The following is a 20,707-nucleotide window of genomic DNA, read 5'->3' on the forward strand; positions in this document are numbered from 1 at the left end:
TCCGATGCGCAAACCTGAACTTGCTGCTGCCATTGCCGACAAAACCGGGCTTACCCGGGAAAAGGCCGGAGAGGTAATCAACGCGTTTACCGACCAGGTATCGGCGGCTGCCGCGCGGGGAGAGGACGTGACACTGATCGGTTTCGGCACCTTCAATATCCGCAGCCGGGAAGCCCGCAACGGACGCAACCCGCAAACCGGCGCAAGCATCCAGATCCCTGCCAGCAAGACCGTGGGTTTCAAGGCCGGCAAGGCCCTGAAAGACGCCATCCGCTGATCACCTGCGGCCCGCTCTGTATGCGGGCCGCTCAGTGCCTCAGGAGGCGCACTCCGAACGGGAGCCATCCACCCGACAGCGAATCGCCTTCATCAACTTGATGGCGCGCTCGTCATAGACCCCGTCCTCCAACAGTGAAAGACGAACCTGGCGCAGCATCTTGTCGTACTCGGCCACATCTTCCCGGGGCGGGTGCATCCAAACCTCGGCAGGAATCCCGGACTCCGCTTCCGCAATGATCTCGTAGGCCTGATCAATCCGCTTGATGGACTCATCCCGAACCATCTGGCCGGCGTCTTCCGGGAAACGGTCGCGATGAATAATGACCTGGAAGTTCATGTACGCCAGGGCATACTTGAACACCCCACCCTTGGAATTAACACCCTTATAGAGTTCCAGAGGCTGATAGGCCACGGCTGGTGCATAGGCCAGGTCGACACTGCCATTATTGAACTTGCCGGCAAAGTTGGCGGAGTTGGAGCCAACCACCGATGCGCCGACATGACGGACCATGCGCACCGAGGCCGAGTCGTAATCCAGCGTTGCGATGCGTTTGCCCTGGAGTTTCTCGACCGAATCAATGGCCCGGTCGCGGGTATACAGGTAAATGGCCCCGGCAGGAAAGACACCGGCTACCTCATAAGGCCCGTCAACCAGGAACGGCCGGGCCTTGGGCTGGCTCAGGGTGTTGTACAACAGGCGCATTTCTTCTTCACCCGGCACTGCCCCCATGGCTTCGAGGCTACCGGTAAACTTGTTGAATTCCCGGGCACGGGTGCCGGTCAGCAACACGGCATCGCACTGACCGGCCTTGAAGTCTTCGGCCGCTACTTTTTCATCGGTGTAGGCACGCAGTTCCAGCTTGATGCCTCGCTTGAGGGCCACCGGCTGGAACTCCTTGGTAATGGCAAACAGCGGGCCATTGGCACCAACCGGGTCAAACACACAGAAACTGCGCTCAAGGATTTCATCCTGGGCCTGAACCAGGGAGGGTGCCACCACGCTGGCACACAGGGCGGCCGCCATGGCGAGCCGGCGGGAAAAGCGGATTGATTTCACGGGATGACTCCTGAGTTTTTATTGTCGGGCCGGTCACATCCGGGTGACTGGCTCTCGTATTCTATGACCTGACCGTAGAGGGTCAGGTCATAGAATACGTTGGCTCAGGTGCCTGCCATCAAGGGTTTTTCAGCAAAACCGGCGAGTTCTGTGATGATGTCGACAGAGGCGGAGCCACCTCTGCCTCATTTTTCAAAGTGGTGTTCCGGGAGCCTGCCAGGCGGTGCGACCTGCCACCAGGGTGAGTTTCACCTCCCCTGGCAGGGCTCGTTCCAGAACCGGAGCGTGCCGCCCAGCCGACAGCAGCGTTGCTGCGGAAGGCTGCCAGTGGCCATCCGGGTCAAACAGACAAAGATCAGCAGCAGCCCCGGCCGTCAGAGCCACTTCCCGGCCCAGGACAGCCGCCGGGCCAGCGGTCAGTGCCCGCAGCAAATCCGGCAATTCCAACTCATGATTCTGTACCAGCTCCAGACCCAGGGACAGCACGCTTTCGATGCTCGACAGCCCGGGCTCGGTCGCGGGCAGCGGGGCCTGCTTGGCCGCGGAATCATGGGGCTGATGCTGACTCACAATTGCATCGATAACGCCGTCCCGCACACCGGCCACCAGCGCCTGACGGTCGGCTTCTCCGCGCAGGGGAGGCCGGACATGAAAACGACTGTCGAAGCCGGCCAGGGCCGACTCGGTGAAGACCAACTGGTGCATGGCAACATCGGCGGTAACCTTCACGCCGCGATCCCGGGCCTGGGCCAGCATCTCGACGCTGCGGGCGCAGGACAGCTGGCTCAGGTGCAGGCGCACCCCGGTCTCTTCCGCCAGCAGTAGCATTTCCATAACCGCGGCCGTTTCGGCCACCTCGGGGATACCCAGCAGCCCCAGACGCGTGGTGACCTGGCCATCATGGGCGTAGCCATCGGCCGCCAGTGCCGTATTTTCCGGACTGAACATCACGGTCAGTCCGAAGGTCTGGGCATAGGCCATACACCGGCGCAGAATGCGGGCATTGCGCACGCCCCGGGAACCATTGCCGACCGCCACGCAACCGGCTGCTTTCAGGCCTGCCATATCACTGAGCATATCGCCATCAAGGCCACGGGTGATGGCACCGATCGGCAGCACCCGAACCACACCTCGGGAGGCCACGCTGTCGAGAATCAGATTGGTTACGGCACCGGAATCATTGACCGGCGAGGTTTCCGGCGAGGCACAGACCGTGGCGAAACCGCCATGGGCGGCGGCCCGTGTTTCCGAGGCAATATTGCCCTTCTGGCCATTGCCCGGCTCCCGGAGATTACAGCACAAGTCGATAAAACCGGGCGCGATCACCTGCCCGGCGGCGTCCAGTGTTGCGGCGCTCTCGGCTGCCTGAGCCAGCTCTCCAACCGCCTCTATGCGACCATTGCGCACCAACAAGCCCGGGTTACTGATCAACCCCTTGCCCGGCTCAAACAACTGCCCGCCGGTCAGTTTCAGGCCGCCCTCATTCCAGTTCGCTGACACTGTCATGCCCGGCCCTCCTGCTGTTCCTGCTGTCTTTGCTGACGCTCCGCCATCTGACCGCCCATGGCCATGGACATCACCGCCATCCGGATAGCAATACCGTTGGTGACCTGATTAAGAATGACCGACTGGGGCCCATCGGCCACTGCCGACTCAATCTCGACCCCGCGGTTGATCGGGCCCGGATGCATAACGATGCAATCGGGCTTTGCCAGCCCCAGCTTTTCCTGATTCAGCCCGTACAGACGGTAAAACTCACGTTCACTGGGTAGCAGGGCACCTTCCATGCGCTCCTTCTGAAGCCTCAGCATGATCACCACATCCAGGTCTTTCATGCCCCGGGCCATATCGTATTCCACGGTACAGCCAAGATCCTCGACATCTCTGGGCAGCAGCGTGCCGGGAGCAATCACCCGCACCTCTTCCGCGCCCAGCACATTCAAAGCACGAATCTGCGAGCGCGCCACCCGGGAGTGCAGCACATCCCCGACAATGGCAACTTTCAGGCCTTCGAATCGGCCCTTGTGCTGACGGATGGTCAGCATGTCCAGCATCGCCTGGGTGGGATGGGCGTGGCGGCCGTCACCGGCATTGATGATGGCAACGCCCGGGGTCACACTCTCGGCTATGAAATGCGGCGCGCCGCTCTGGGAATGACGCACTACGAACATATCCGAAGCCATGGCCTCCAGATTAAGCAGGGTATCGGACAGGGATTCACCCTTGGAGGTAGCTGAGGTAGAAATATCCAGGTTCAGGACGTCGGCAGACAGGCGCTTGGCCGCGAGTTCGAAAGTACTCCTGGTCCGGGTACTGGATTCAAAGAACAGGTTGACTACGGTGCGGCCTCTGAGAAGGGGCACTTTCTTGATACTTCTCTCTCCCACCTCAATAAAGGAGTCGGCGGTGTCGAGAATATCCGTGAGCAGTGGCTGGCCCAGGCCATCCAGCGTCAGGAAATGCCGCAACTGACCATCCCGGGTCAGCTGCAAGTGGTTCGGGGAAGGGTCGTTCGCGGTCATGGCTCGCCTGTTATCAGTTGGGAAGGTTTACTGCCCGGATTCCTGTACTTCAATGCGCAGTGGCTCGGGGCCACGCAGTTTCACTCGTTGATGGGCTTCCAGCGTCAGGGCCCGCCCCACCACATCCGGCTGGATTGGTAGTTCCCTGGCGCCCATATCGATCAGCGTGGCCAGTATGATACTGGCCGGACGACCGTAGTCGAATATTTCGTTCATGGCAGCCCGGATCGTCCGGCCACTCATGATCACGTCGTCGATCAGGATGATGTCCCGGCCTTCGGTATCAAACGGCAGACTGGACGGCATCACCCGGGGGTTCAGACCAATGCGACTGAAGTCATCCCGGTAGAACGAGATGTCCAGCTCGCCGAAAGGCTGGGCAATACCCAGGCGCTTCCCCAACACATCCGCCAGCCAGACACCGCCGGTCCGGATTCCGATCAGCACCGGGTCATCTACGCCACGCGCCTGGAGAATCTGACGCAGGCCGGATTCCAAAGTGTCGAGCAGCTGGTCTATATCAAGCAATGCGGTCATTACAGCCTCGTTTATCAGATCAGCCGGCCTGCTCCCGGCACCAGGTTTCCAGTATCAGCACGGCGGCACGGTCATCGACGCCGTGGCGGCCGAAATCGCGGCTGCCACCACCAGCCATCACCTCGCCCTTGGCTTCGTAGCTGGTGAGTCGTTCGTCCACCATTTCGACCGTGACATGGTAGCGGCCGTGCAAACGCTTGCCGAACTTGCGGGCCCGCGCGCACATCTCATTTTCGGTGTCATCCATATTCAGAGGCAGGCCGACCAGGACAATATCCGGCTGCCAGTCCGCCAGCAGCGCCTCGATCTGCTGCCAGTCGGGGATCCCGTCCCTGGCCGGAAGCATGGCCAGGGGCTGGCCGGTTCCGAGCATTTCCTGCCCTGACGCCACCCCGATACGCCGGGTGCCGAAATCAAAGGCCAGTAGTCGACGGTTACCGGGATCAGGCATGACCCACCGAATCACTGAGCTGGTTCAGATCAATGCCCATCAGGCGGAGTACCGCCTGGTAACGTTGGTCTGCCGGCGTACGGAACAGAATGTCGGTGCTGGCCGGGCAGGTCAACCAGGCATTGCTGCCCAGCTCTTCCTCCAGCTGACCCTCGCCCCAGCCAGAGTAACCCAGTGCCACCAGAAACGATTCCGGCCCCTCATCCCGGCCAATGCTTTCCAGAATATCCCGGGAGGTGGTCAACAGCACTTCGTCGGTGACTCGCGCGGTATTCTGCCACTGCCGGCCCGGCGAGTGCAGAACAAAGCCGCGCTCTGGCTGAACCGGCCCGCCGGTGTATACCGGCAAGTCCAGCTCCCCGCCGTGCATGTCGAGCTGCTCGAGGATCTCACCCAGGTGGATATCCAGCGGCTGATTAATCATCAGCCCCAGCGCGCCCTCTTCCGAGTGTTCGCAAAGGTAGATCACCCCACCGTGAAAGCGAGGATCAGCCAACCAGGGCGAAGCCACCAGGAAGTGGTGCCTGAGACTGCCTGTGGTGTCGTGTTCGGCCGTCATCCTGATGTAAGCCCCCGTCTCTGAAATGACCAGGTGCGTATGATTTCCAGTTCGTCCACGTCCTGACGCATTTCCTCCGGGAAAGGCGCAAACGGAGCGGCCATACGCACAATTCGGATTGCGGCATCGTCCAGCACCGTGCTGCCGGAGGACTGGAGGATTGCCACTTCCTTGATTGTGCCATCTTTCTTCAGCGAAACCAGCATGCGCAGGGTGCCGTAGATGCCTGCCTGCCTGGCTTCGGTGGGATAGTTGATGTTGCCCACCCGGGTCACCTTGCTCACCCAGTTCTGCACATACCAGGCGTTGCTGGACTTCAGGGTCGAGGCTGCCGTTACCCGCATTACCCGGGGTTTGCGGGCATAGGCCCGCTGCTGTGCGTCAAACCGCGCCTCCAGGCTGGCAATCTCCAGGCTGCGCTCCATCAGGCTCTTTTTCTCGCTCTGGGGCAAGGGCTCTTCCTGGGGCTCGGTTCGCTCCTCGGGCCTTGACGCCTGGCGCTCGGTGCGAGTCTCGGTCTGGACGACCGCCCGCTTTTGTTGAGGCTGAGGCCGAGTGGTGGTCTGTGGCTCGGGTTGCACCTGGGCCAGCTCCGGCTGACTGATCTCGGAGGGATTGGGCGAGGTCATTTCCATGGCCTGCTCTTCCGAGCCACTGCCCTGTTGACTGGTCTGGGCCAGAAAATCGGCTTTCTCCGGCGCCTGTTCATCGTCGAACTGGGACAGGGTAATTTCCATGGTCTGAGCCGAAGACCGGGGCGATTCCGGGGCAAAGGTAATCCCCAACACCAACATGGCATGAACGGCCAATGCCATAAACAGGGTGAAGGAAAACCGATCGAAATCGCTAACCTGGGTTGCCATGACGGTTCCTGAGTCTCCTTGTGCGCTCAAAAGCTGTGATCGGTCTTCAGTCTCTGGCCAGACGTCGCTCGATGGCGTCCATCAGCATGCCGGCAATGTCGATGCCAAACGCCGCATCCAGCTCACGAATGCAGGTGGGGCTGGTGACGTTGATTTCCGTGAGATAGTCACCAATGACATCAAGCCCCACGAACATCAGGCCCTTTTCCTTGATCACCGGCGCTACCCGGGCACAGATCTGACGGTCACGCTCGGTCAGCTCCCGGCCCTCACCACGACCTCCGGCGGCCAGGTTGCCGCGATTCTCACCGTGTGACGGAATGCGTGCAAGGGCATAGGGTACCGGCTCGCCCTCAATCAGCAGAATACGCTTGTCACCTTCGGTGATTTCGGGGATGAATTTCTGGGCCATGGCCTGATGGCTGCCGTAATTGGTGAGGGTTTCGATGATGACCCCGAGATTGGCATCGTTTTCCTTGACCCGGAATATCGAGCGGCCACCCATGCCGTCCACTGGTTTCATGATGATGTCACCATGTTCGGCATAGAATTCCCGGAAACGCTGGGCAGAGCGGGTCACGATCAGCGGCGGTGTCAGGTCTTCAAACTGGGTGGCAAACAGTTTTTCGTTGCAGTCCCGCAGAGTGGCCGCCGGATTGACCACCAGAGCGCCCTGCTGCTCCGCCGATTCCAGTATATAGGTGGCCATCAGGAACTCCCGGTCCACCGGTGGGTCCTGCCGCATCAGAATGACGTCGAGGTCACCCAGCGCACGATCCTGACTGGCGCCGAAGCTGTACCAGTTGTCCGGATCCATGTGCACAGTCAGCCCACGGGTGTGAGCCCGGGCCTGGCCGCCCGCAAGATAAAGATCCGGCAGTTCCATGTACTCGATTTCCCAGCCGCGTTTCTGGGCGGCATGCAGCATGGCCAGAGAACTGTCTTTCTTGAAGTGAATATCCTGAATGGGATCCATCACGATCCCCAGCCGGATTGTCATAGCGTCTCCTGGAACTGTCGGTAAGAAAACACGAACCGGTCAGCAGAGCGAACCGGTTATTAAGTGCTATGCTGAGAGGTCAGATGGTATTGTACCCGAGCCGCGAATGCATCCGGAGAAATCCGCAGATAAATCCGTGATGGCAGCGGCAGAAGTACATTTGGTCACAAACTAATACTTTTTATCCAGCCATGGATACTCTATAAATGAGCGGGGTTTATAGAACAACCTTAACGTTTGTGTTAAAACCCCCGTTCGAAAATAACGACAGTCGCTAGAGCGCAAGGCAGTTGGACAATGGATGACAACTTCGAGAACCTGAAGATCATGGTGATTGACGACAGCAAGACCATTCGTCGCACCGCGGAAACCCTTCTTAAAAAGGTTGGCTGTGAGGTTATCACTGCCACAGACGGCTTTGACGCTCTGGCCAAGATTGCCGACTCCCAGCCGGACATCATTTTTGTCGATATCATGATGCCCCGCCTGGACGGCTACCAGACCTGCGCACTGATCAAGAACAATTCCTCTTTTAAAAAGACGCCGGTTATCATGCTTTCGAGCAAGGACGGCCTGTTCGACAAGGCAAAAGGCCGAATCGTAGGCTCGGACCAGTATCTGACCAAACCGTTCAGCAAGGATGAACTACTTAACACCATCCGCCAATACATGCCTCAGGCGGAACAGTAACCCCTGCTGACACACAGAACCATCGAGGAAACCATGGCCCGCATTCTGATTGTTGACGACTCGCCAACTGAAGTTAAGAAGATTTCCACCATTCTGGAAAAACACAAGCACGAAGTGCTGACCGCAGATAATGGCGCCGATGGTGTGGCCAAGGCCCGCGCGGAAACTCCGGATCTGGTGCTGATGGATGTTGTCATGCCCGGCCTGAACGGCTTTCAGGCGACCCGCCAGCTGACCCGTGCGCCGGAAACCGCTTCCATCCCGGTTGTGATCGTAACCACCAAGGATCAGGAAACTGACCGGGTGTGGGGAACCCGCCAGGGTGCCAAGGGTTATCTGGTCAAGCCAGTTAACGAAGACGACCTGATCAAAACAATCAACAGCCTGATTGCCTGATCCCCAACCTTGGAGTACGCATGTCCGCCCAGGCCGCCCCTTTTGCCGTTCTGACGGATATCGCCCAGCGCAGCCGGTCCATGGCCGCCGGTCTGCCGGAACAACAGGAAGCCGTTGAACTCTGGAACGGCATCGGTTTTATTCTCTCGGGCGAGCGCTACGTTGCCCCCATGGGCGAAGTTACCGAAATCCTGCATGTACCCCGGTTCACCCATGTTCCGGGGGTTCGGTCGTTCCTGATGGGAGCGGCCAATGTTCGCGGCCGCCTGTTACCCCTGGTCGATCTCGCCACCTTTTTCGATGTGCCCCGCTCTTCCCGCAGCCTGCGTGAACGGCGGGTTCTGGTGGTTGAGCAGGGCGACGTATTCAGTGGCCTGGTCGTCGACAGCGTACTGGGCATGCAGTACTTCGCCAAAGACAGTTTCAGGGCCACCCCCGACGGGGTGCCCGACAGCGTTCGTCCGTTTGTGAGCGGCGGTTACGAGCGTAATGAGGAGGTCTGGAAAGTGTTCTCAGCCACCGATCTGGTGGAAGACGAACGCTTTCTTGATGTTGCACAGTGGTAAGGGTGATGGTACTGGCAGGAACATCACCCTGACCGTCTGAAACCCGCTACACATACTTGCCATTTCCAGAAGAAAGAGGCCGGGAGCCAGAAAATGAAAAACAGAGCCGGAAGACTCAGTATGGGACAGGGAGGCAACAAACTGGTTGCCGGCCTGATCGCAGCGCTGATTGCACTTACCGTCCTGCTCGTTGTGGTACTGTTCATCATTAACCAGGACAGTCAGCACGACCAGCAGTACATCGCCAACACCGCGGAAATGCGGGTACTCTCCCAGGAGATCGCGAAGAACGCGACCGAGGCCGCCGGTGGTACCGCCGAAGCCTTCGACCAACTCCGTCGTTCGCGGGATGAGTTCCAGCAGCTCTGGACCAACGTGACCGAGGGCAACCCGGAAACCGGCCTCCCGCCCAGTGAACTGGCCCAGCAAAGTGGCGTACAGGAACACTGGAACACCGTTCGTGAAAACGCCGACAGCATCCTCTCCACCCGTGATGCAGTACTCGGCCTGCACGAAGTAGCCCGGACTCTGAACGAAACCATTCCCCAGCTGCAGGTGGAATACGACGACATCGTTCAGATTCTGCTGGATAACGGTGCCCCTGCCGAACAGATCTCTCTGGCCCAGCGTCAGTCGCTGCTGGCAGAGCGTATTGTCCGCTCCGTTAACAACGTACTGTCCGGTAACGAAGACGCCGTTATCGCGGCCGACCGTTTCGGCCGGGACGCCAGCCTGTTCGGCCGGGTTCTTGACGGCCAGCTCAACGGCAATCCCGCCATGGGCATCTCCCGCGTAGCGGACGAAGACGCCATCTATGGCCTGGAAGCGGTTGACGAGCTGTTCCAGTTCGTTTCCCAGAACGTAGACGCGATCCTTGAAGCCTCTCCCGACCTCTTCAAGGTTCGTACCGCCGCAAGTGACATCTTCCAGAACTCCGAGAACCTGCTGGCCGAACTGTCGACTCTGGCCGACAACTTCGCTACCCAGTCCAGTTCCCGTCTGATCAGCCCGACCCTGGCCTTCGCCATCCTGGCCGCCATGGTTGCGATTGTTGTCTTTATCGGTCTTGCCCTGTACCGCGACGCCCAGGAGCGTCTGGCCACCACCCAGGAGCAGAACGAACAGAACCAGAACGCGATCCTGCGACTGCTGGACGAACTGGCCGACCTGGCCGATGGTGACCTGACCACAGAGGCCACGGTAACCGAGGACTTCACCGGTGCCATCGCCGACTCCATCAACTACGCGATCGACCAGATGCGCGGCCTGGTACAGGCCATTCGTGGTACTGCGGTACGAGTAGCTTCCGCCGCCCAGGAAACTCAGGCCACGGCCATGCACCTCGCCGATGCATCCGAGCACCAGGCCCAGGAAATTGCCGGCGCCTCTGCCGCGGTTAACGAGATGGCCGTGTCCATCGACCAGGTATCCTCGAACGCCGCCGAATCCTCCGCGGTTGCGGAGCGGTCGGTTGCGATCGCGAAGAAAGGCGCAGAAGTGGTACAGAACACCATTCGCGGCATGGATAACATCCGGGAGCAGATCCAGGAAACGTCCAAGCGGATCAAGCGTCTGGGTGAATCCTCCCAGGAAATCGGTGACATCGTATCCCTGATCAACGACATTGCCGACCAGACCAACATCCTGTCCCTGAACGCGGCAATCCAGGCCTCCATGGCCGGTGACGCGGGTCGGGGCTTCGCGGTGGTTGCGGACGAAGTTCAGCGCCTGGCGGAACGTTCCTCTGCAGCAACCAAGCAGATTGAAGCCCTGGTTAAGACGATCCAGTCTGATACCAACGAAGCGGTTATCTCCATGGAACACACCACCGCCGAGGTGGTCCGTGGTGCCCGACTGGCCCAGGACGCGGGTATCGCCCTCGAGGAAATCGAGAACGTATCCATGTCCCTGGCGGAGTTGATCCAGAACATCTCCAACGCCGCCCGTCAGCAGTCATCCTCTGCGGCGCACATTTCCAACACCATGAACGTTATCCAGGAAATCACCTCCCAGACTTCCTCCGGTACCAACGCTACCGCGAAGTCTATCGGTAACCTGGCAGAAATGGCCTCCGAGCTGCGGTCCTCCGTTGCCGGCTTCACCCTGCCGGATGAGGAAATGGCCAATCAGGAAGAAGAGGAAAACAGCGACGTACCGGTGGTCAGCTGATCACCGGCCCGGGGCAGATGACGGTCTATGGCGCATACGCATAACCAACTGTCACCCGCCGAAGGCATCTGGTCACTGCGCCGTCTTCCGGATATGGACGACGCGCAGTTCAGCCAGTGGCAGACCTTGCTGGAGCACCGCACCGGCATAACCCTGACCACCGAACGGCGCTCGTTTCTGGAAACCAATCTTGGCATCCGGATGCGCGAAATCGGTTGCAGCAGCTACCAGGCCTATTACGAGAAAATCGTATCCGGCCCGGATGCTGTCAGGGAGTGGGCCACACTGGTAGACCGGCTCACTGTTCAGGAAACCCGGTTTTTCCGGGACCCGGACGCCTTCCGGCTGGTGGCGGATTATGTGCTTACCCGTCCCCGGGAACAGTTCAGGAAGCGGGCCCTGGAGGCCTGGAGTGTTGGCTGCTCCACCGGCGAGGAGCCTTACACGCTCGCGATGATCCTGAACGAGGGCATGGCTCAGTTGGGCGTGCAACCGCTCTTCGGCGTAACCGGCTCGGACATCAGTCAGCCGGCCATCGAAAAAGCGCGCCAGGGCCGGTTTAATGCCCGCAAGTTGCTGGGAATGGAAGAAGACCTGAAAGCCAGGTATTTCCGGCCCTCGGAGCGGAATACCGTAGAAATTGTGAACAGCATCCGTGACCGGGTGTGCTTTACCAGGCTCAATGTTCTGGATCTGGATAAAGCACCCATGCACGGGATGAACATTATCTTCTGCCAGAACCTGCTGATCTACTTCCGTCGCTGGCGCCGACGGGAGATCGTCAAACGGCTCGCAGAGCGTCTGGCACCGGGGGGGTTACTGGTGCTTGGCCAGGGTGAACTGACCGACTGGCAGCCACCGGGCCTGCAGAGGGTTCCCTCGGAACATGTACTGGCGTGGATCAAGCGCCAGTCCGACGAAGAATAACCGGAGTGGTTATGGGCAATCACCATGACAGCATCGCCCTCGACTGGGTTCGGGGAGAGATACAGGACACGCTGACCCAGGGCCAGCATGCACTTGAAGCGTATGTCGAGAATCGCGACGACACTGCGCGCCTGCGCTTCTGCCTGAATTACCTTCACCAGGTACACGGTACCCTGCAAATGGTGGAACTCTACGGTGCAGCATTGCTCACCGAAGAGATGGAAAAACTGACCCAGGCCATTCTCAACGAAACCGTGACCAGCGTTGACGATGCCGTCAACGTGCTGATGCAGGCCATTCTGCAGCTGCCACAGTATCTGGAGCACATTGGCAGCAGCAGCGATGACTTTCCCATGGTTCTGCTGCCGCTGCTCAACGATCTCCGGGCCGCCCGGGGCGACTCCCTGTTGTCCGACACCTCCCTGTTCAAGCCGGATCTCTCTGCTTCACAGATGAGGGTCAGCGGCAAGGTGTCTGAACGCCTGCACGATCCAAAAGTCCTGGGCCACCTGCGCAAGCTGCGCCAGATGTACCAGTTTGCCCTTGCTGGCGTGGTTCGCGAGGCGGACCTCGACGCCCATTTCGATTACATGCAGAAGGTAATCCAGCGGTTGGTGCGCCTGTGCCAGAAAACGCCCCGGGGCGAACTCTGGAAAGCGGCCAGCGCCTTTGTCGACACTCTGCAAGCCCGGGTCAACCCGGTGAACACCGCCGTCAAATCCCTGCTCAGGGAACTGGATTCCGAGATCCGCCGGCTCACCGACGAACATGCGGATATCCTTCAGCAGCCGGTTCCGGAAGCGCTGTTCAAACACCTGTTGTATTACGTCGCCCGCGCCCGGGATCTCGATCGCCCTCAGGTTCAGGCACTGCGTCAGGCCTATCAGCTGGATAGCGCCCTGCCCTCGGAAGACGACGTGGATGCGGCCCGCAACCGGGTATCCGGTCCAGGCCGGGACGCCATCCACTCCGTGGTCAGTGCCCTCAACGAAGAACTGGCTCGACTGAAAGATCAGCTTGACCTGTTTGTGCGGGCCGAATTTCGTCAGAACAGCGAACTGGACGAGTTACTGCCCGGCCTGCGTCAGGTTGCCAACACCCTGGCCGTTCTTGGTCTTGGCATTCCCCGGAAGGTCGTCACCGAACAGATTGAACTGGTAGAAAAACTCTGCCAGCAGGCCGAAGTGGTCGACGATGGCACCCTGATGGACATTGCCGGTGCCCTGCTTTACGTGGAGGCCAGTCTGGCTGGTCTCGACAGCGAGCGACGCCCGGAGCAGTCTTCCGGCTCGGCCGAGGAAGCCTCCGCCATCAACATGGGCTCCCGTGAACTCGGAGAGGCCAGCGAAGCGCTGATCCGCGAATCCCGGAATACCCTGGAGCAGGTTAAATCCGCCATCGTCAATTTCATTGCCTCCCAGTGGGATGCCCGTGAAATCGAACACGTACCCGGACTCCTGCACAGTATCCGTGGCGGTCTGAGCCTGGTGCCACTGGATCGCGTTGCCGATATGCTCGCCTCAGCCGAGCGTTACGTCACCGACGTACTGCTCAGCAACAAACAGGTTCCGGACTGGAAACAGCTCGACACCCTGGCCGATGCCGTTACCAGTATCGAGTATTACCTGGAGAGACTGGCAGATGGCATCAGCGATAACGACGCTATCCTGCGCGTGGCGGAAGACAGCCTCGCCAGTCTCGGCTTCCCGGTCGGACAGGAGCCCACCTGGAGCCTGACGGAAGAAGCTGAAGAGGCCCCGGCTGAAGTACCCGTTGCTGAAGAACCTGAGGCAAGCGCCGAAGAGACCACCGCACCAGAGGCCAAAACCTCTGATGCCGAGCTGCTGGATGATGAGATCCTCGGCATTTTTGTTGAGGAAGCGGAAGAAGTTCTGCAGACCATCCACGAGTTCTATCCGAGGTTGCGCCAGGATCACGACGATCGCGAAGCTCTGACGGAAGTTCGCCGGGCTTTCCATACCCTCAAAGGCAGTGGCCGCCTGGTCGGCGCCACCAGCATTGGGGAACTGGCGTGGTCGGTGGAAAATCTGCTCAATCGGGTCATCGACCAGACCATCAAACCGACCGATGACATGTTCACCCTGGTGGACCAGGTCAACGCCCGTATTCCTTCCCTGATTGAGGACTTCCGGAACGGCGAGACCAGTGGCGACGTCAACGAGCTGATTGAACAGGCTGAAGCGCTGGCAACGACCCGACGCGCAGAAACCGGACAGGCGGCCGGAGAGACCACAGGCGAAGCAGAAACTGCAGACGAGGCCGCCGCCGAGCACGAAATCGAAATTCCCGAAACGCCCGTTACCGCGCCAACGAGCGAAGTTGAAGAAGCGGACGACAGTGACGATCTCATTGATGACGAAATCCTCGAGATCTTTATTGAGGAAGCTGGCGAGGTACTCGACACCATTCGCGAATACCTGCCCATGCTGCTACGTCAGCACGATGACCGCAGTGCCCTGGCAGAAGTTCGACGGGCCTTTCATACCCTGAAAGGCAGTGGCCGGATGGTTGGCGCTACCGTGATCGGGGAGCTGGCGTGGTCGGTCGAGAACATGCTGAACCGGGTGATCGACGGCAGCGTGTTCATGAATGATGATATTGCCCAGCTGCTTCAGGATGTCACCGATTCGGTGCCGGCGCTGGTCACCGATTTTGAGAAACGCCAGGCGCCGAGCCTGAACACATCTGCCATGGAGGCGCGGGCCAATGCCCTGGCCAATGGCGAAATTCCCGATGCCACCGCCATGCCGCTGGTGGACACCGACACAGAGTCTGCAGAGGAAACAACGGCCGGTACCGTCACTCCGGAAGACAGCATTGAGTATGATGCCCTGCCCGGAGAAGACGAAGTGGATCCGGTGCTGCTGGATATCTTCGAGAACGAAACCGAAACCCATCTGCAGACCATCAAGGAATACCTGGAGGCTGCGGGCGACAAAGCCACCGCCGCCTACACGGACGATCTCTCTCGGGCGTTGCATACCCTGAAAGGCAGTGCCAACACCGCCGGTATCGCGCCGATTGCGGAAGTCATTACGCCGCTTGAGCGCTTTATCAAAGAATCCCGGGCCCAGAACAAACGGGCAGACCGCGACGTACTGGCGCTGATCAGTGATGCGGCGGGCTTCCTGACCCAAGGGCTTGCCCAGATTCGGGAGAATCCCCAGGCACCGCTGGCAGGCACCGACGAGTACCTTGAGCGCCTGCACCAGGTGTGTGAGCAGACACTCACCAGCCATGCCCAGGCAGACGACGAACAACCCGCCAGGAAATCGTCGTCACAGCTGGTACAGCTGTTCCTGGGTGAAGGCCTGGATATCGTTCTGGATGCCGAAAGCATTGTCGATCGCTGGTCTGAAAACCCGCAGCAGGACGAGGCACTGGCAACCCTCCGTGCCGAACTGGAGCAACTGACCCAGGGTGCGACGGACGCCAATCTGCCCGATGTTGCCGAACTGGCCGCCGCTTTGACCCGCACCTACACCGCGATTTCAGAGCAGGGCCTGCCGCCGGGCGATGATGTATTCCAGACCCTGCGCGCCGGCCATGAGCAGTTGATTAACATGATGGATCAGGTGGCGGCCGGGCTGGCTACTGAACCCAGCCAGGAACTGATTCAGGAACTCGAGGCGCTGGCACAGGCAACCGCAGCCGAGCCCGCAGAACCGGATGAGTTCGAGCAGCAGTTCACCGACGACCTGGAAGAGATCGACCTCAGCCTGGAGATGGATGAACTGGAGCAGGCAACAGAAGAACCTGAGCTGACAGAAACGCCGCCACTGCCTGAAACGTCTGAAGACGATCAGGCCATGGACGACGAGCTGGCAGCAATCTTCCTGGAGGAAGCCCGCGACCTGATTGACAGCACCGCGGAAGCCCTGCACAGCTGGAGCGAGGACACATCAAACCTGGACCTCCTGCGGTTGCTCCAGCGTGACCTGCACACCCTCAAGGGTGGCGCCCGACTGGCCGACATTCCGGCCGTGGGTGACCTGTCCCACGAACTGGAAAACCTGTTTGAAGGACTGACCGAGCAGAAATTCTCGATCAATGACACTCTGTCTGACCTGTTGTTCCGCTGCCATGACCGGCTTGCCGGCATGGTCGAGGCACTTGAAGCCAGTGAGCCGCCGAGGCCCGCGCCGGATCTGATCACCGAGATTCATGCCTACATCGATGGCGCCCGTGGCACTCGCCCGGTAACCGATGTACACACCGATGACTCGGCAGAGCCGGAAGACGAAGAGCTGACCCTGCCGGAGCCGGAGCTCGAGGAAAGCACCGAAGACACTGCGGGTGCAGAGGAGGAAGAGCTCCAGGCCACCGATCTGTCCCATCTGGACCCGGAACTGGTGGGCATTTTCCTGGAAGAAGCCTACGACCTTATCAACTCCACCGGCAGTGCCCTGCATACCTGGAGCGAAGACCCCTCGAACCGGGAGGTTGCCGCCGAACTGCAGCGTGATGTGCATACCCTCAAGGGTGGCGCCCGCATGGCCGGAGTCGAGGCCATCGGCGATCTCACTCACGTGCTTGAGGATCTGTTCGAAAAAGTGGCCGAAGGCCAGCTTGAAGCCAGCGGTCAGATGACCGACTTGCTGTTTGCCTGCCACGACCGCCTGGCCCAGATGGTAGAGCAGGTGGCGACCCAGAAGCCGTGCCCGCCAGCCGAAGAACTGGTGCATCAGGTTCAGGCCATTCTGCGCGGCGAATCCCTGCCTTCGGAGGCACCGCCGCAGTCAGAGCCGGGTGAGCCCGACGTTAGTGAACTGGAAGAACTGGAAATCAGTGAACAGCCGGCGGCGGAATCCGAAGAATCCGCGTCCAGCCTCAGCGAGAGCCTGGAGGACGCCACCGACGACGATCTGGTTGGCATCTTCCTGGACGAAGGCCTGGAAATCCACGAGGCCATTACCGAATGCCTCGACCAGTGGCGCGAGGAGCCGGAGGAGCTGGCTGGCATTACCCGCCTGCAACAGGAACTGCACACCCTGAAGGGCGGCGCGCGACTGTCGGATGTCGACCCGATTGCGGATCTGGCCGAAGCCTGGGCCGACGCCCTGGACCAGCTGATTGCCGGCGACCGGGACCAGTCGGCCATGCTTGGCCTGAGTGACCGCGCCGCGGCCAGCCTGAAATCCATGCTTGATGCGCTGGAAGACAGTCGCAAGCCCGACGCCGACGCGGCCCTGATCAACGCGTTGCGTACTGCCGCGCCAGCAGAAGTTACGTCCGGAACCGAATCACAGCAGGCTGAAACGGCGGAAGCGGACTCCGTAGACCCTGAAGTGCTCGAGATCCTCCTGGAAGAAGCTGGCGAAATCATGGACCAGCTGGAGCAGCTACTGGATGACTGGCGTCGTGAGCCGGCCAATGAGCACTTCAACCGGGAAGCACAACGGGCATTGCATACCCTCAAAGGCGGCGCCCGTCTGTCCCAGCTCTCCGAGCTTGGCGACAAGGCTCATGCTTTCGAGACCCGCCTGATCGATCTGGGCGGTAACGCGCCAACCGAGGAGCAATGGCAGGCCATCACCGGCGATCACGATGCCATCATCGCGCTGGTCGCGGATATCCGCAAACGCTTTGAATCCGGCGCACCGGCACCTGCCCCGCAGCCGGAGAAAGCACCCGAACCGGTTCGAGAAGAACCCGCGCCGGTGCCAAAGGCCTCCACTGCGGAGCCAGCCCCGACCAAACCGGTTCCGGCACCTGCGAAACCGGAGAAATCCGCGGCCCAGGCGCGCAAGAAAGCCGCCGATGCACAAAGAGCCGCCCAGGAAACCATTCGGGTATCGGCACCGCTGCTGGATGAGCTGGTTAACCTGGCCGGTGAAACCAGTATTACCCGGGGTCGCCTGGAGCAACAGAGCAGTGATTTCAGTTACACCCTGGACGAAATGGCCGCCACCATCGAACGTCTGCGGGAACAGCTGCGGCGCATGGATATCGAAACCGAAGCGCAGATCCTGTTCCGGGCCGAGCAGGAGCACGGGCCAGACTACGGCGACGATTTCGATCCGCTGGAAATGGACCGCTACTCCTCCATCCAGCAGCTGTCACGGGCCCTGAGCGAATCCACTTCGGACCTTGCTGATTTGCGTGAAACCCTGTCCGAGCGAGTTCGGGACACCGAAACCCTGCTGGTTCAGCAATCACGAATCAATACGGAACTCCAGGAAGGTCTGATGAAGACCCGGATGATTCCGTTCTCCTCCATGGTGCCCCGTCTGCGCCGCATCGTGCGCCAGATCAGTGGCGAACTCGGCAAGAAAGTCGATTTCGACGTACGCAATGCTGAAGGGGAAATGGACCGGAACATTCTGGAGCGGATGGTCGCGCCGCTTGAGCACATGCTCCGCAACGCGCTGGACCACGGCATCGAAACGCCGGAAGACCGCACCAAGGCAGGCAAACCGGCCACAGGTGAAGTGGTTCTGTCCCTGACCCGGGAAGGCGGTGATGTGGTGTTGAGGATGATGGACGACGGTAAAGGCATTCCGTCCGACGTTATCCGCGACAAGGCCGTTCGCCAGGGCCTGATGCGCGCCGACGAAGACCTCTCGAAAAGGGAAATCCTGCAGTTCATTCTGCAGCCGGGCTTCTCCACCGCCCAGCAGGTTACCCAGATTTCCGGTCGTGGCGTGGGCATGGACGTGGTTGCCAGCGAAATCAAACAGCTCGGCGGCAGCCTCGACATCGATTCCGCCCTGGGCCGTGGCACCACCTTCACCGTACGCCTGCCGTTCACCGTGTCGGTCAACCGGGCATTGATGGTGTCCACCGGGGAAGATTTCTACGCCATCCCGCTCAACACCATCGAAGGTATTGTCCGGGTCAGCACCTACGAGCTGGAAGAGTACTACAAGCCAGACGCCCCCATGTACGAGTATGCCGGCCAGCAGTATCGCCTGCAGTACCTGGGCAGCCTGCTCAACAGCGACCACCAGCCCAAGCTTCAGGGCCAGGCTCTGCCACTGCCGGTCATTCTGGTGCGCGGCGCGGAGCAGCCCATGGCTCTGCAGGTGGACCAGCTGATGGGCAGCCGGGAAATCGTGGTTAAATCCCTCGGGCCGCAGTTCAGTTCCGTCCGGGGCGTTTCCGGTGCCACCATTCTCGGTGACGGCAACGTGGTTGTAATCCTCGACTTGCCGGCGATGATCCGCTCCGACATCCTGTCCGAACGCCAGCGCCTGGCGAATCTGGAAAAGGCACGGGACAGCGCCCGCTACGAGGAAAAGGCCACGACGGTTATGGTGGTGGACGACTCCGTTACGGTGCGCAAGGTGACCTCCCGTCTGCTGGAGCGCAATGGCATGGAAGTGGTGACCGCCAAAGATGGTCTCGACGCCGTTGCCCAGCTTCAGGACCACCGGCCGGACATCATCCTGCTCGATATCGAAATGCCCCGTATGGATGGTTTCGAAGTGGCCAGCTTTGTGCGCCACGACGACAACCTGAAAGATACGCCGATCTGCATGATCACCTCGCGGACGGGCGAGAAGCACCGGGAACGTGCTCTGGCCATCGGGGTCAACGAGTACCTTGGCAAGCCGTTCCAGGAAACCGAGCTGCTTGACACCATCAAGCGGCTGACCGGGAACCGGTGATGGCCGGCCCTAACGGCCGGCCTGGGGTCGGGATTGTGTCCGATGTGGTGCTGCAACGGCATCGGCTGCAGGCGGCGACCGGAAAATTTGGCCTGGACGTCAGCTTCTCGGGAGATCCCGAACGGCTGATGGACTACCCGGCGTTTCCGGACGCGGCGCTCTGGCTGGTGACCCTGGAAGACGAAGCGGATCATCCGGCACTGTTCGAGCATCTGCTGGAAAATACAGAAGCACCGGTCTTATTCGGCCTGGACCAGGCTCCCAAGCCCGGCACCACGGAATACTTCCGCTGGGAACGCCGGCTGCTCGACAAGCTGGAAAAACAGCTCGGGCATCTGGAGCAGCTGGATACCGCCAACGACATTGAAGAGCTGGCCGAGACCACGCCAGATGCGGTGGACGCGCCTACGCTGCCACACTGGATAACTCCGGCGGCGCCGGGTTCGGTGGCTGAGGAAGTCTGGATTCTCGGAGCCTCGCTGGGCGGTCCTGCAGCGGTGAAGACCTTTCTCGATCACCTGCCGCCAAGGCTACCGGTCGGGTTTATCTATGCACAACATATTGATGGCAATTTTACCGAAGTCCTCACCCGGGTTCTGGGCCGGCACGCCCACTATTCGCTGAAGCGGGCCGAGGAGGGCTATCGGGTACGCAATGGCGATGTGGTGCTGATGCCGGTAGAAAGAGAGTGGTGCTTTGATCGCCAGGGCCAGCTGACGGAACAGAATCATCCCTGGCCGGGCCCTTATGGCCCATCGATAGATCAGGTGTTGCTGAACGTGGCGGATCACTATGGCAAACACTGCCATGCCATCCTGTTTTCCGGCATGGGCAACGACGGCGCTATCGCTGCACCCATGCTGAAGGCCTATGGCAGCCGCATCTGGGTTCAGGAAAGCACCAGTTGTGGTAACAGCTCCATGCCCGATTCGGTGGCCGCCACCGGCTGCGCCAGTTTCTGTGGCACTCCGGAGCAACTGGCCAGGGAACTGGTAAAAGTCATTGAGAACAACTGCCTGCTCAAGGGCCGGCAAAAACGGGATTCCGCCTGAGGTAACAA

Annotated in this window: 16 protein-coding genes; 8 read left to right on the forward strand and 8 right to left on the reverse strand. The window is 60.2% G+C overall.

Going from position 1 to position 20,707, the window contains the following annotated elements:
- Positions 1–4 precede the first annotated feature (4 nt).
- Positions 5–277, forward strand: coding sequence for an HU family DNA-binding protein (locus Q669_RS03915; protein WP_011787161.1), 273 nt, complete (start codon positions 5–7; stop codon positions 275–277).
- Between the two features lie 39 nt (positions 278–316).
- Here Q669_RS03915 and Q669_RS03920 read toward each other — a convergent pair whose 3' ends face one another.
- The 8 genes from Q669_RS03920 to gshB all read right to left on the reverse strand — a co-directional run bounded on the left by Q669_RS03920 (position 317) and on the right by gshB (position 7,268).
- Positions 317–1,336, reverse strand: coding sequence for a putative solute-binding protein (locus Q669_RS03920; RefSeq protein WP_022991329.1), 1,020 nt, complete (start codon positions 1,334–1,336; stop codon positions 317–319).
- Between the two features lie 192 nt (positions 1,337–1,528).
- Positions 1,529–2,842, reverse strand: coding sequence for a dihydroorotase (locus Q669_RS03925; protein ID WP_022991330.1), 1,314 nt, complete (start codon positions 2,840–2,842; stop codon positions 1,529–1,531).
- Complete coding sequence (locus Q669_RS03930) at positions 2,839–3,858, reverse strand: aspartate carbamoyltransferase catalytic subunit (RefSeq protein WP_022991331.1); 1,020 nt, start codon at positions 3,856–3,858, stop codon at positions 2,839–2,841. Before Q669_RS03930 ends, Q669_RS03925 begins: the two co-directional genes overlap by 4 nt.
- Positions 3,859–3,885: 27 nt before the next feature.
- Positions 3,886–4,395, reverse strand: coding sequence for a bifunctional pyr operon transcriptional regulator/uracil phosphoribosyltransferase PyrR (gene pyrR / locus Q669_RS03935; RefSeq protein WP_011787165.1), 510 nt, complete (start codon positions 4,393–4,395; stop codon positions 3,886–3,888).
- A gap of 19 nt (positions 4,396–4,414) precedes the next feature.
- A complete protein-coding gene (gene ruvX / locus Q669_RS03940) occupies positions 4,415–4,846 on the reverse strand; it encodes a Holliday junction resolvase RuvX (RefSeq protein WP_011787166.1) in 432 nt (143 codons plus the stop codon).
- On the reverse strand, positions 4,839–5,405 hold the full coding sequence (locus tag Q669_RS03945) for a YqgE/AlgH family protein (RefSeq protein WP_011787167.1): 567 nt from the start codon (positions 5,403–5,405) through the stop codon (positions 4,839–4,841). Before Q669_RS03945 ends, ruvX begins: the two co-directional genes overlap by 8 nt.
- On the reverse strand, positions 5,402–6,268 hold the full coding sequence (locus tag Q669_RS03950; RefSeq protein WP_011787168.1) for an energy transducer TonB: 867 nt from the start codon (positions 6,266–6,268) through the stop codon (positions 5,402–5,404). Before Q669_RS03950 ends, Q669_RS03945 begins: the two co-directional genes overlap by 4 nt.
- Positions 6,269–6,314: 46 nt before the next feature.
- The gene (gshB, locus tag Q669_RS03955; RefSeq protein ID WP_011787169.1) at positions 6,315–7,268 is read right to left on the reverse strand and encodes a glutathione synthase; all 954 of its coding nucleotides are present in this window, start codon (positions 7,266–7,268) and stop codon (positions 6,315–6,317) included.
- 297 nt (positions 7,269–7,565) lie between these two features.
- On the opposite strand from gshB, the gene pilG reads away from it, so the two are divergent.
- The 7 genes from pilG to Q669_RS03990 all read left to right on the forward strand — a co-directional run bounded on the left by pilG (position 7,566) and on the right by Q669_RS03990 (position 20,699).
- Complete coding sequence (gene pilG, locus Q669_RS03960) at positions 7,566–7,958, forward strand: twitching motility response regulator PilG (RefSeq protein WP_011787170.1); 393 nt, start codon at positions 7,566–7,568, stop codon at positions 7,956–7,958.
- A 33-nt stretch (positions 7,959–7,991) separates the two neighbouring features.
- Complete coding sequence (gene pilH / locus Q669_RS03965) at positions 7,992–8,354, forward strand: twitching motility response regulator PilH (protein ID WP_011787171.1); 363 nt, start codon at positions 7,992–7,994, stop codon at positions 8,352–8,354.
- 20 nt (positions 8,355–8,374) lie between these two features.
- Positions 8,375–8,920: a chemotaxis protein CheW gene (locus tag Q669_RS03970; RefSeq protein ID WP_011787172.1), complete on the forward strand. Its 546-nt coding sequence runs from the start codon at positions 8,375–8,377 to the stop codon at positions 8,918–8,920.
- Between the two features lie 93 nt (positions 8,921–9,013).
- Positions 9,014–11,089, forward strand: a complete 2,076-nt coding sequence (locus Q669_RS03975) for a methyl-accepting chemotaxis protein (protein WP_036148756.1) — start codon at positions 9,014–9,016, stop codon at positions 11,087–11,089.
- 27 nt (positions 11,090–11,116) lie between these two features.
- Positions 11,117–12,016 carry a CheR family methyltransferase gene (locus Q669_RS03980; protein ID WP_011787174.1) on the forward strand — a complete coding sequence of 300 codons (900 nt, stop codon included), beginning with the start codon at positions 11,117–11,119 and terminating at the stop codon, positions 12,014–12,016.
- 11 nt (positions 12,017–12,027) lie between these two features.
- Positions 12,028–19,647 carry an Hpt domain-containing protein gene (locus Q669_RS03985; protein WP_022991333.1) on the forward strand — a complete coding sequence of 2,540 codons (7,620 nt, stop codon included), beginning with the start codon at positions 12,028–12,030 and terminating at the stop codon, positions 19,645–19,647.
- Positions 19,647–20,699, forward strand: a complete 1,053-nt coding sequence (locus Q669_RS03990; protein WP_022991334.1) for a chemotaxis protein CheB — start codon at positions 19,647–19,649, stop codon at positions 20,697–20,699. The genes Q669_RS03985 and Q669_RS03990 overlap by 1 nt, the downstream gene beginning before the upstream one ends.
- The last annotated feature ends 8 nt before the right edge of the window (positions 20,700–20,707 follow it).

Source organism: Marinobacter sp. C1S70 (genome assembly GCF_000475355.1).
GTDB lineage: Bacteria > Pseudomonadota > Gammaproteobacteria > Pseudomonadales > Oleiphilaceae > Marinobacter > Marinobacter nauticus.